This window comes from Paraburkholderia sp. Ac-20347, from assembly GCF_017104805.1.
Taxonomy (GTDB): Bacteria; Pseudomonadota; Gammaproteobacteria; order Burkholderiales; family Burkholderiaceae; genus Paraburkholderia; species Paraburkholderia tropica.
The window spans coordinates 1-12,163 of the sequence record NZ_JAAGPN010000054.1 but is presented as its reverse complement, the minus strand read 5'-3'; the positions used below and the strand labels follow the sequence as shown (position 1 = coordinate 12,163).

10 protein-coding genes and 2 pseudogenes are annotated in these 12,163 nt (G+C 62.5%); 4 read left to right on the top strand and 8 right to left on the bottom strand.

The features are described from left to right. Positions 1 to 45: 45 nt before the first annotated feature. The 3 genes from G3N97_RS13320 to G3N97_RS13310 are packed head-to-tail and all read right to left on the bottom strand — an operon-like array spanning position 46 to position 1,712. A complete protein-coding gene (locus G3N97_RS13320; protein ID WP_205993636.1) occupies positions 46 to 417 on the bottom strand; it encodes an AraC family transcriptional regulator in 372 nt (123 codons plus the stop codon). Beyond that, positions 386 to 649, bottom strand: coding sequence for a universal stress protein (locus tag G3N97_RS39965; protein ID WP_205993635.1), 264 nt, complete (start codon positions 647 to 649; stop codon positions 386 to 388). Before G3N97_RS39965 ends, G3N97_RS13320 begins: the two co-directional genes overlap by 32 nt. Positions 650 to 695: 46 nt before the next feature. After that, positions 696 to 1,712 carry a universal stress protein gene (locus tag G3N97_RS13310; protein ID WP_205993634.1) on the bottom strand — a complete coding sequence of 339 codons (1,017 nt, stop codon included), beginning with the start codon at positions 1,710 to 1,712 and terminating at the stop codon, positions 696 to 698. 519 nt (positions 1,713 to 2,231) lie between these two features. On the opposite strand from G3N97_RS13310, the gene G3N97_RS13305 reads away from it, so the two are divergent. The 4 genes from G3N97_RS13305 (at position 2,232) to G3N97_RS13290 (ending at position 7,444) form a co-directional block, all read left to right on the top strand. Continuing rightward, a complete protein-coding gene (locus tag G3N97_RS13305; protein WP_205993633.1) occupies positions 2,232 to 2,732 on the top strand; it encodes a sigma-70 family RNA polymerase sigma factor in 501 nt (166 codons plus the stop codon). Continuing rightward, on the top strand, positions 2,729 to 3,715 hold the full coding sequence (locus G3N97_RS13300; RefSeq protein ID WP_205993632.1) for a FecR domain-containing protein: 987 nt from the start codon (positions 2,729 to 2,731) through the stop codon (positions 3,713 to 3,715). Before G3N97_RS13305 ends, G3N97_RS13300 begins: the two co-directional genes overlap by 4 nt. A gap of 117 nt (positions 3,716 to 3,832) precedes the next feature. After that, positions 3,833 to 6,229, top strand: a complete 2,397-nt coding sequence (locus tag G3N97_RS13295) for a TonB-dependent receptor (RefSeq protein ID WP_205993631.1) — start codon at positions 3,833 to 3,835, stop codon at positions 6,227 to 6,229. An 18-nt stretch (positions 6,230 to 6,247) separates the two neighbouring features. Next, positions 6,248 to 7,444, top strand: a complete 1,197-nt coding sequence (locus tag G3N97_RS13290) for a PepSY-associated TM helix domain-containing protein (RefSeq protein ID WP_205993630.1) — start codon at positions 6,248 to 6,250, stop codon at positions 7,442 to 7,444. Positions 7,445 to 7,796: 352 nt separating this feature from the next. Here G3N97_RS13290 and G3N97_RS13285 read toward each other — a convergent pair whose 3' ends face one another. From G3N97_RS13285 to G3N97_RS13265, 5 genes and pseudogenes are all read right to left on the bottom strand, one after another. Further along, the gene (locus tag G3N97_RS13285) at positions 7,797 to 8,207 is read right to left on the bottom strand and encodes a helix-turn-helix domain-containing protein (protein ID WP_205993629.1); all 411 of its coding nucleotides are present in this window, start codon (positions 8,205 to 8,207) and stop codon (positions 7,797 to 7,799) included. 567 nt (positions 8,208 to 8,774) lie between these two features. Beyond that, positions 8,775 to 9,239: pseudogene (locus tag G3N97_RS13280) on the bottom strand (type 1 glutamine amidotransferase domain-containing protein); the annotation flags it as partial. Between the two features lie 11 nt (positions 9,240 to 9,250). Further along, entirely contained in the window at positions 9,251 to 10,684 is a 1,434-nt protein-coding gene (locus G3N97_RS13275; RefSeq protein WP_205993627.1) for a coniferyl aldehyde dehydrogenase, read from the bottom strand. Between the two features lie 31 nt (positions 10,685 to 10,715). After that, positions 10,716 to 11,696 (bottom strand): acetoacetate decarboxylase (ADC), encoded by a 981-nt coding sequence (locus tag G3N97_RS13270; protein ID WP_205993626.1) that lies wholly within the window; start codon positions 11,694 to 11,696, stop codon positions 10,716 to 10,718. 282 nt (positions 11,697 to 11,978) lie between these two features. Next, a pseudogene (locus tag G3N97_RS13265) lies at positions 11,979 to 12,163 on the bottom strand (hypothetical protein); the annotation flags it as partial.

The following is a 12,163-nucleotide window of genomic DNA, read 5'->3' as shown; positions in this document are numbered from 1 at the left end:
GTCTGGCGGACCAAACACACGTGTACCCTTGAGACATCCGTTCGCTTATTCGCTGCTGGACGATGACATATATTGCTGCGGCGAAGCGCCAAACAGCCGCCGGAACATTACCGTAAATGCGCTCGGCGTGCTGTATCCGAGATCGAGTGCGACCGACGTGACCGCAGCGCCCAGCGCGAGCCGCGTCGTCTCGTCGGCGGCGCGCATATGCTGACGCCAGTGTCCGAAGCTCATACCCGTTTCCTCCTTGAAGTGCCGCGCGAGCGTGCGGCCGCTCGTGCCGATTTCGTCCGCCCACCGGTCGAGCGTGTAATCGGTGGCCGGCTCGGTCATCATGTGCTTGCAGATCGCGAGCAGTCGTGCATCGCGCGGTAGCGGCAGACCTTCATCGCCCAGCAGCGGCGCTTCTTCGAGCATCTTCAGGAGGAAGGGAACAGCCAGCGCGGTGCGGCTGTCTGGCTCGTAATCCGTGCCGTCGTGCAGTATGCCCTTGAGCAGTTCCCGGCACGTCGTAGGCGAGCATCGGTATATCGATGACGTAAAGCGGCTGTAGCTCCGCAGCGCTGTCGCGCGCGAGTTCGATCGCGGCATCGAGCGCTTTCGACGCGGTCTGGCTGCCGTCGAGTGCAACGAGGATGCGGGAAAACATGATCTGTCTCCTGGTCACGCGTGCGGCTGCGCGCGTTCGCTGCCGCTCAATGGGACATGAGCACGGGCAGCGTCATCGTGAGCAGCACCGAGCGCGTCGCGCCGCCAAGCACGGTTTCCTGCAAGCGGTAGTGACCATACGCGCCCATCACCAGCAGGTCGAAGCCGTTTTCGGCCGCGTAGCTGAGCAGGGCGTCGCCCGTGGATTCCGACGCGCCCCGGTCGAAGCGCGCGATGTCGACGGTGTTGGCGCCGTGACGCGCGAGCATCGCGGCCAGATCCGAGCACGAGGCAGGCGAGGGCGCGGGCGTAAAGCTGCTGGAAACGGCGGCAACCGTGACATGCGCGGCGCGCGCGATAAACGGAATCGCATCGTGAACCGCGCGCGCGGCTTCGCGGCTGCCGTTCCAGCCAATCAGCACGCGTTCGCCTACCGATTCGAAGTGGCCGGTGTAGGGCATGACGAGCACGGGCCCGCCGGCGCCGAGCACGACCGATTCGACAAAGTGATTCGCCACATAGGCTTCCGGTTCGTCGAGATCGGTTTGGCCGACGATCGTCAGATCGGCGCTGCGGCTGCGCTCCATGACGGCGGCGACGGGTTCGCCCTCGGCGGCCACCCATGCGCCATTCACCTGCGCGCGCGCCAGCTCCGCATGAAAGAGCCGCTCGCTCGCGGCGCGCTGTTCCGCTCGCAGTCTGCGATGCGAGTCGTAGTAGTCCGCCGTGCCGGCCATGACGTGAAACTCGCGCGGGCTCGGTTCGAAAACGACCACGACGCGCACCTGTTTCGTTCCCGCCGCGTAGGCGGCGACCTGATAGCGTCCGGGCGGCAGCGCCACGTAAAGGTAGGGGCCGAGCGTACGCGTTCTGAAGACCGACGCCCCCGACGGCCCGACGATCTCGACATCCACGTTCGACAGGAACTGGCCGCCCTGCGCCAGGAATGTGAGCCGCAAGCCGTACTGATGCGCCACGCTGCGCAGCGCGTCGGCTTCGTCGATGCCACCGAATTCTATTCCGTAGCGGCCGCCGGCCATCGACGTGTCGTCGATGCGACACATCGCGATAGGTGGGAGGCGTTCATATCATTCACCGGCGCGGCGCCTAAGAGACGGCGCTTTCCGTCGTCGAAGTGACAGTTTTATTTCCACACCGAGCGCATTAAAAACGTCACTTCGCCTCAGTGCGTATTAAATCTGACACTTCGCGTCCCTGCTACAAGCGCGAAAACTACTGAGGCCCGATCTGCACCGGCGAAGCTTCGTCGAAAAACGTAGCTATATCGCTAATGTCCGTTAGCGATAGGGCCGGGCTTTGCAGCAAGGTCGTCGTGCATGTTGCAGTCAATGACCGTTCTCGGACGCTACGTCAGGCGCTAGCCGGCCAACTTCGGTCTTTCATTTCCCAGATCGAGGGTCTGCTAGCACGCCCGGAGCGGACGTTCACACGGGCCGGCACGAGCTCCATGCTCTCTTGGGAATCACCGGTCTCAAACCGCGACCTACCCACGCCAGAAAATCTGGAAACAGGATTAATTCTCATTTACACTGGGACTCTCATCGATCTCACTGGGCGTAACTATGTCTGCTTCGGAGACGGATGTCGTCCATTCTCTTTATGCGAATCATCATGCGTGGTTACATGGGTGGCTCAGGCGCAAGCTAGGTTGCACCTTTGCTGCGGCCGACCTTGCGCACGACACCTATGTACGCCTGATCGCGTCGCACCGCCTGCCCCAGCCCGAGGAGTCGCGCGCCTATCTGATGCAGATCGCGCGGGGGCTGGTCGTCGATCTATATCGGCACCGGCAGATCGAAGCCGCTTTCCGTGATTCTCTCGCACTGATGCCGGAGGACCTGTGGCCGTCGGCGGAGCAGCAGGCGATCGTGATCGAGACGCTGACTGAGATCGATGCTGTGCTCGCCGCGCTGCCAGCGAAAGTGCGAGAAGCTTTCCTGCTATCGCGCTTCGATGGCCTCACGTATTCCGACATCGCCGTCAAACTCAATGTTTCCGTAGCCAGCGTACGCAAGTACATGCTGAAGGCGGCGCTCGCCTGCTATTCGAAGTTCGCGAAATGAGCCATCGTTCGAACACGTCGCCCGCGTCGATACAACCGGAAAGCGATGCCATCCTGAACGAGGCGTTGCAATGGCTTGTCACGCTATGGTCCGGCGAAGCGACCCGCGACGAACAGGAGGCGTGCGAACGCTGGCGGCGAGCGAACCCGGCCCATGAGGCCGCATGGGAGCGGGTGCAGTCCGTCGACAATCGCCTGGGCGCGGTGCCCTCGAACCTCGCCGCGCCGACCTTGCGCGGCGCGCGTCAGCGGGCACGACGGCGCGCCGTTCTGCGATCGCTCCTCTTCGCGGGCGGAACGGGGGCGCTGGCGTGGGCCACAAGCGAAGGGCCGTCGTGGCGTAGCTGGGCGGCCGACTACCGGACTGCGTCCGGTGAACAGCGCAGCCTGGTGCTCGCCGACGGCACGAATCTGATCATGAACACAGGCACCGCTCTCGACGTGCGTTTCACCGCCGGCGAGCGCCGCATATTGCTGCGCTCCGGCGAGATTTACGTCGCGACGGCCCATGAGACGGCCGCCCTATATCGCGCGTTCATCGTCGAAACGGCGCAAGGTTCCGTGCAGGCGCTAGGCACGCGCTTCGCCGTCAGACAAGACGGCGCCGTGTCGTATGTCGCGGTGTACGAGGGTGCCGTGTCCGTGCTTCCCGCCCATTCGACGCAGGCGCAGCGTGTCGATGCCGGTCAGAGCACCACCTTCGTCGCCGATCGCGTGAGCGCGCTGTCGCCCGTCGCCGCCGATTCTCCGGACTGGACGCGCGGCCTGCTGGTGGTCGAGCAGATGCGCCTCGATGCGTTTGTCCGTGAACTCGGCCGGTATCGATCGGGCTTTGTCCACGCTGATCCTGCCGTGGCGGCCCTGCGCGTATCCGGCGTCTTTCCGCTTGGCGACACCGACCGCGCGCTCGCATCGCTGCAACGGGCGCTACCGGTTCGCATCCAGTACGTGACGCGCTACTGGGTTGCCATTCGGCCGGCCTGACCGGTGGCTTCCTCCTCGCCAGAAATATTTTTCGTCACGGAGTAGCACTTTTTCTTCCTCGGTCGGGAAACAGGAAAAGCACTGCCGATCCACGCGAACGAGGAAGGAAACACGGGAATGAACCACCGCTTTACGCCGCAGCGCGCGTTACTGTGCTGCATTGCGTCCGTCATGGCCATCACGCCCGCCATCCTGCTCGCCGCGCCGCTGCCGGTGGGCGTGCGTCACTACGACGTTCCGGCAGGCACGCTCGATCAGGTGCTCAATCGCTATGCCAGCGAAGCAAACGTGCTGCTTACCATCGACAGCAAACTGACCGCCGGCCATTCCAGTGCGGGCCTGCATGGCGATTATGGGGTCACATCCGGTTTTTCCGCCATTCTCGCGGGCAGCGGCCTCGATGCGGTGTCCGATGGAACCCGCGGAGGCTACGTTCTGCGCGCGTCGAGTACCGACGCGGTGGCCGCAGGCGCGGTATTGCCCGCGGTGACGGTCAGTGGCAAGCGCGCCGACCCGAACGCGTTGCCCATTCCGTATGCAGGCGGCCAAGTCGCGACCGGCGCAGGCGTCGGCCTGATCGGCAACCGCGACGTCATGGATACGCCGTTCAATACGGTCAGCTATACGCGGCAGCTCATCCAGGACCAGCAGGCGTATTCAGTCACGGACGTGCTGGCGAACAATCCCTCGGTGCGCATCCTGTATCCCGACAACGACGGCTCGACCGACTTCTCGATCCGCGGCAACAAGGTGTCGCAGCTGGACATCGCTTACGACGGACTGTACGGGATCGGTACGCCGGGCATCGAGTCGCTCGAACGCATCGACGTGCTGATCGGCGCGAACGCGCTGCTCAACGGGCTTGGGCCGATTGGCGGCGTCGGCGGATACATCAACCAGGTGCCGAAGAAGGCGCTCGACGATCCCATGGCGCAACTGACGGTCGGCTATATCGGCGGACAGTGGGGCGGCGGCATTGACGTCGGCCAGCGCTTCGGCGCCGACAAACAGTTCGGCATCCGTTTCAACGGAGCCTATCGCGATGGCGACACCGAGGCCGACAACCAGTCGCGCAAGGTCGGCACGGCGACGTTGGCGATGGACTGGCGCAGTCCGGACAACCACGTGCGCCTGTCGACAAACTTCGGGTATCGCGAAAACGACAACGATTCGCCGGCGCGCACGCTGTATATGTACAGCAACACATTCAAGATTCCCGGACCGCCCCCCGATCCGAAGTCGAATTGGCAGAACGCGTGGGCGTATGACAACACGCGAACCACATTCGCGATCGGGCGGGCCGAAGTGGATATCACGCCCGACGTCACCGCCTATGCGACGATCGGAGGGTCGCAGTTTCGCGAGGAACAACTGTTCGCGAACTCGTTCCTGCTGAACAGCGCAGGCGATGTCGGCCAGAATCAGGTCTATTGGCCGCTGTATCGCAACACGATTTCCGGGGAAACGGGCGTGCGCGGTACGCTGCAGACGGGACCGGTCAAACACAACTGGTCGTTTGCGCTGTCGGGTCTGCGCGAAAACAACGGCATCGTAACGACGACGCTGGAAACGACCTACACGAACCTGTATCGGCCAGTGTTCATCGCGCAGCCGAGCATCGCCGGACTTGCGGATTCGGACAATGTGCCCCGCACCGGGGAAACCGAACTCTACGGAATCGCTCTGGCAGACACGATGTCTGTGCTGCATGACCGCGTGCAACTGACGCTCGGCTTGCGTGAACAGGGTGTCAGCGCGAAGAACTATTCGACGGCCGGCATCGCGACCTCGACGTACAACAAGAGCGCGCTCACCCCAGCCGTGGGCCTCAATGTGCGCGCGACCGACAGTCTTTCGTTGTACGCGAATTACATCGAGGGTCTTCAGCAAGGCGGTCAGGCGCCCACCGGCTACAGCAACGCGGGCGAAAGCTTCGCGCCCTTCGTGTCGAAACAGTACGAAGTGGGCGCGAAATACGATTTCGGCAACTTCATGACCACGCTGAGCGCGTATCAGATCTCCACGCCGAATGCGCAGGCCGATGGTCTGGTTTACGGCGTCAACGGCGAACAGAAGACTAAAGGCCTTGAGCTGAACGCTTACGGCGAGGTAGCGCACGGCTTGCGTCTGCTCGGCGGCATGACGCTGATCGATGCGCGTCAGACTCACACTGCCAACGGCCTCAACGACGGAAAACGCGTAACCGGCACCGCCAATTTCCAGCTCAACCTGGGTGCCGAATGGGATGCGTTTTTCCTGCCCGGCTTGACCTTCAGCGGACGCGTGATCTATACGGGTTCGGAATATATCGACGCCGGCAACCAGCAGTCTGTTCCGGGATGGGTGCAATACGACGCAGGTGTGCGCTACAAGACCGTGATCGCCAGGCACGAGACTGCGTTCCGTTTCAACGTGGAAAACCTGACGAACCGAAGCTACTGGATCGGCGGACAGGGGTTCGTCATGCAGAGCCGGCCCCGCACTTTCCTGATGTCGGTCAGCGTGGCGCTATAGGCCAGGTGCATTTGGATCATGACTCGTTCAATGCGCATCTGGTTGCGGCTGCACACATGGAGCAGCCTCGTCTGCACGCTGTTTCTGCTGGTCGTCTGCGTGACGGGATTGCCGCTGATCTTTCTCGACGAGATCAGCGAGCATTGGCGTGGCGATCCGCCTGCGGCTGCGCTGTCCGCCGATACGCCGATCGTCGATCTCGACCGGCTGGTGGCGTCCGCCGTCGGCAAGCGCGGCGTCTTCCCGGGCGAGACAGTCCGCTGGTTGAGTATCGAGGACGACACCGGGCAGATATGGATGGGCCTCGGTCCCTCGTATCAGGCGGCGCGCAGCTTCGACCATGTGGTGCGATTCGATGCGCGCAGCGGGCAGGTGATTCACGCGGCGCGATCCGGCGAGCACACGTCGCCGATGTGGATCGGCCTGATGTTCAGGCTGCACACGGACGGGTTCGCGGGGCTGTACGGCGAACTGTTTCTCGCAGCCATGGCGCTGTTGTTCGTTCTCGCGACGATCTCCGGGGTTGCGCTGTACTGTCCGTTCATGAAGAAGCTATCGTTTGGGACGGTGCGCAGTGATCGGTCACGGCGTGTCGCGTGGCTCGATGTTCACAATCTGCTGGGCATCGTGACCGTGGCGTGGGTTTTGAGCGTCGGCGTGACCGGCGTCGTCAACCAGCTTTCGACGCCCCTGTACGACGTCTGGCGCAACACTGCACTCAAAGCGCTGCTCGCGGCGTACCGCGATCAGCCGATGCCGTCCCAACCCGGTTCGGTCCAGGCCGCTTACGAAACGGCGTTGCGCGCGGAGCCGGGAAAAACGGTGCGTAGCATCCGCTTCCCGGACGGCAAGCTAGGCAGTCCGTATCACTACCTGATCTGGATTCACGGCGATACGCCGCTGACTTCGCAACTTGCCACGCCTGTGCTCGTGGATGCGCGAACGGGGCAACTGACGGCGAAACCATCGCTGCCCTGGTACCTGACCATGTTGCTGACGGCGAGGCCGTTGCATTTCGGCGACTATGCGGGGTTGCCGCTCAAGGTCATCTGGGCGCTGCTTGATCTCTTCACGATTACGGTGCTGAGCAGCGGTCTGTACTTGTGGATCGCGCGGCGCAAGTCTCGCGCCGCGCGAGTCGAGCGACTTCTCGGCGCGCACGAATCGGCACGCGCCTCGGTAGAGCGGCGAGCCGGCGAAACGCAGAAGGATTGATGAATGCAAGCTTCGACAAAGCATAACGTGACTTTTCACCGGGTGTGGCTCATTCCGCTCATACTGGCGTCGATAACCGCGTTCGGACTGCTGGCCGCGCTGTTAGGCCGTGGGATCTGGCATGTAGCGGCCTGGTTCGCACTCGCTTGCCCAATCCTGGTAACGGCCCTTTTGGGATTGAAGCGCAAGAGGGGCTGATGCCATTCACCTGTACTGCTCGCAGCAACGAAGGGGTTGCTTGCCTTCTCCGGCCGGTGAAAGACGTGGTGTTCGGGGAACCGTGCTGATGGTCCGCTTCGGGCTCGCGAGCGGTCAATCAACATTTGAAGGCGACAGGCGCTTCGGGGCGATATCAGCTGGTGGCTGATCGTACGTACGCAGTCAATCCCAGATCGCGGATCAGGCGGTTGATATGCGACGGGGAGTAGCGAATGCCGAACTCTCGCTCGATGAATTCCTGTACCGAATCACGGGTCCATGATTCCGAGGCAAAGCCATACGATCGGGGCGGACATTTCATCGCTCTCACGATTCGACTTTGAGCCTCGTTCGAAAGCCGGCTGCGGCGGCCGACGTCACCAAGCTGCATCAGCGCTGCGACACCACCAGCGGTGAACAAGGTCTGATATCGCCGGGCTGTAGCGGGACTTAACCCAAGTTCCATCGAGACGCGCGTGATGCTCATGCCCGACGCCAGCATTCGCGCAGCGCGCGCACGCCGGGCTGTCCATGGTGGACCGTGGATTGCGTCGTTGGCGTTCATGGCCAATCTCTCCCTGAATGCCCACAATGCTCATCCCGAGCGCTGATCGGCGCCATCGGCACTACACCGTAGACGCTCTGTGCCGCAGCGCGGTTTCGCTGCCTCTATGCGGCGGGCGGGAAATCTCTGAAATCCTGACTGGGCAAGCCTTTCCGGCAATTTGCATCTGCATATATAGACGACATCTCGCTAGCTGTTGCTGCGTTTAAGCTTTCTTAACGAGCAACTCTGGCGGCAGCATTCCCCGAACTTCCGCACGCGGCCAGTATGGGACGTTCGACACAGCGGCATAGATTGTCCACAATCAGACATATGACTGCGCGGCATTTGAAGTTGCTTCAAGCGTTGAACGAGAAAGGTCGAATACCGGACCGTGCCGCAGTATTGGCGACTTTTGTTAGACAGGCCCCATATGTAAGCCGCTGGCTGAAAGTTGCCGGTTTCCGCGTAGCAGCCGCGAGTCTCGGGGGTGACTGTAAGCTGTCAACTGTCGAAATGTGGAGGGACGAAAGCGTTTCCGTTAAGAAAGCCGGCGCGTACCTCTACAGGGGAATGACTGGCAGCAGTTCATGAAGGTTTCAATATTGCTGCCACGTGCTCAGCCGTCGCCCTGGCCGACATGGGATTTTGCCCTGTCACCAGCCTGCCATCGACAACGACATTCGAAACGAAAGGCAGCCATGCCTTTTCGTAGCGGGCGTCGCGCTGTTTCACCTCTTCCTCGGCGTTGTAGGGCATCTTCGCAGCTACGCCTGCCAACACTTCTTCCCGCCACGAAAATCCCGTGATACGCCGCCCGGCTATCAGCAGTGTGCCGTCATCCAACCGGGTGTTCAGCAGCCCGCAATAGCCATGGCAGACCGATGAAGCGATGCCGCCGCGTTCATGGATAGCGCGTGTGATGCGCTGTAAGTTCTTACAGTCGGGGAAGTCCCACATGACAGCGTGCCCGCCCGTGAAGTAAATCGCGTCGAACTCCACCGGATTGATCTCATCCGCTCGCGACGGCGCGAGGTTCGTGCGCAGGGCGAGTTCTCCGATCTTCATGGCGATGACGCCTTGTTTTTTCCCAACGTGAACGAGACGGCCATGTCGGCGAGCCTGCCGAAGGGCGCATGCAGCAGAGCGGGGAAGTTCCAGCGGCCCTGCACAAAGACGCCCCTGGCGTGGCTCATCGCACGGAAACCCTCGATGCCGTGATAGCTCCCCATGCCGCTCGGGCCGACGCCGCCAAAGGGCAAATCATCCTGCGCCACGTGAATCAGGGTGTTGTTGATGCCGACGTTCCCGGATGTGGTGTGCGCCAGTAGCCTGGCGCAATCGCGGTCTTCGGCGCCGAAGTAGTAGAGCGCAAGCGGGCGGGGCCGTGCGTTCACATAGGCAATGGCGTCGTCGATGCTGCCGTAGGTACGCACTGGCAGGATAGGACCAAAGATCTCCTCCTGCATGAGGGGCGTTTCATCGCCCGCATTGATGACGAGCGTCGGCACCAGGGTGCGCTCGTGCCCGGGCGTGTGGGCAGGGCGTTCTCCCACCTCGATCACGCGGGCGCCATTGCGGCGCGCGTCGTCGACCAGACCGCGCAGCCTGCTGTAGTGGCGATCGCTGACGATGGTCGTGTAGTCGCGGCTAGCCGGGCCAGCCGGGTAAAAACGATGAACCGTGGCGGTGTACCGGGCGATAAAAGCTTCCAGGTCTTCCCTGTGCACCATGGCGAAATCCGGCGCCACGCAGGTCTGGCCGGCGTTGGACAGCTTGCCGTACACCAGGCTTTGCACGGTGCGGTCGTTGACGTGGCCACGCGCCACGATGGCCGGACTCTTGCCACCCAGTTCTAAAGTCAAGGGCACCAGATTGTCGCTGGCAGCGCGCATTACCTTGCGACCGACCTGCGTGCTGCCCGTGAACAGCAGGTGGTCAAATGGCAGTGCGCTAAACGCGGCACCGACCTCTGGGCCGCCCAGCACGACGGCCACCTCATCTTCAGCGAAAGCCCCGGTCAGCATATGCCGGAGCGCCTCGCTGGTGCGCGGGGTCAGCTCCGAAGGTTTGAGCATGGCGCGGTTGCCTGCTGCCAACGCGGTTGCCAGCGGCACCAGCGTGAGGGAGACGGGGTAGTTCCACGGCGCCATCACGCCCACGACGCCCAGCGGCTGGTATTCGACCCAGGCGCGCGCCGTGCGGTAGAAGAAATGCACGTGGCGGTGCTCGCGCTTCATGAAGCGGCGCAAGTGGCTGGAGAGGTAGTCGATGGCCTGGATGACGCAGGCCAGCTCCATGATGTCGGTCTCATGGCGCGAACGGTTGCCGAAATCGGCGCTGACCGCATCCTTGATTGCTTCGCGGTGCGCAAGCACGGCAGCACGTAGCCGGGCGAGCCGGGCCTTGCGCACCGCCAGGTCCGGCGGGCCGTCGTGGAGGAATGCGTTGCGCTGCCGGCTCAGCAGGTCGGCCATGCGAGTGTTGTCTTTGGTCATGCGGTCTCTCCCGCTTTCTGAACGACTGCTGTCAATGCCTAGCGTCGGATTTGAGCAGTTGCGGTGCATACAGCGCCGCCTGGAACTCGGGCACGTACTCGTACTTGAGCATCTTTCCCAGCTTCAGCGACGCGATGAAGCGCGAGAGGCTGCCGTCCGTCAGCGTCAGCTTCACGGCGTCCGCGCTGGACGTCCTGGCGTGCCGCAGCTGTCGGGAGATGGCGTAGCCGGTGGTCAACCGCCCTTGCGGGTCGATGTTCGTGAAGCTGTTGGTCACCAGGGCTTCCTTGCTGGAAGAAACGTCGAGCTTTCGCGTCTGAAGCGTGACGTCGAGCGCCTGGGTGTGGCTGTCGAAGATCTTGACGACGACGTCGTTCTCGCCCTCGCTGTAGTCGATGCGCGTGAGCCACTTGGGCAGGTTGTAGCCGACCACGCCGCGCACCCGCGCCAGTTCGGTATCGACGGGCAGCTTCAGCACGTAGCCCCAGAAATCGTCGGAAAACGACTGGCCCATCAAGGAGAACGGCCCCCAGTTCGACGAACCGGGTTTGTTGGTGACGACGGCGAGGCCAATCTCGTTGTAGCTGTCGTTGTCGCAGTAGTGGTAAGCGTAAGCGGTCAGCGCGACAAGGCCTCTGCCTGGCCACACCTGCAGCGGCTGCACCTGCTCCAGCACCTTGGGCGGCATCAATTCCCGCAGCCGTGCGAGATCGGCGGTGAAGATGGCCGTTACACGGCTGTTTGCGTAATAGAAGTTCGGCGACCAGCTTTCAAAGCCGATGTCCACCTTATCCTTGGTAATCCCCCTGAACCAGCTCAGCTCGGTGGCCGGCGACTCGGCGGCGATGACGGAAAGCGGCGGACTGGAGCGGAAGCGGTCGTACAGGCCGCCTTTTACGACGGGGACATCGTGCTGAGCGATCTTGATCACAACAGTTTCGGCCGCCGGGGCGGCCGTGGCTGTGGCCTGCAGGGAGGTGTCGACGAAGGGGGACAGCGACGTGCTTTTCATGCTCTTGCCTCGAAGGTGAAATGGCATCGCCGCCGAGCATAAGCTTTAAGCTAACTTCAAGGTCAAGCCTCTCGAAGCACTTCATGCGCCACGGAGCATCCCGCGTCGACAATTTGCCGCGAACCACACCTGTTGAACGACCGCTATTGGGCAATGTGAAAGACCGTCACAGGGTCGACACCGGAAGTTCGTAGGTAGCGGCGATGCACCTGCCATGGCCGCGTCTCAGGCCAGACCGCCGCATGGGCGAATGCGCGGCGAGTCTTGCCGTATCAGCGCCAGTCACACCGTAGAGCGACGCCCCGCACTCATGTGCCGGATGAGCGCCCGTGAATCACCACGGAGCTTGTCCATCAACATGTTCAGCTGCCGTAACGCCTCGCCATGCGAAGGGTTGATCTGGAGACACTGCACATACGCCTGCGCAGCGCCATCGTGGCCGCCGAGCTGATCGAGGACGCACGCGC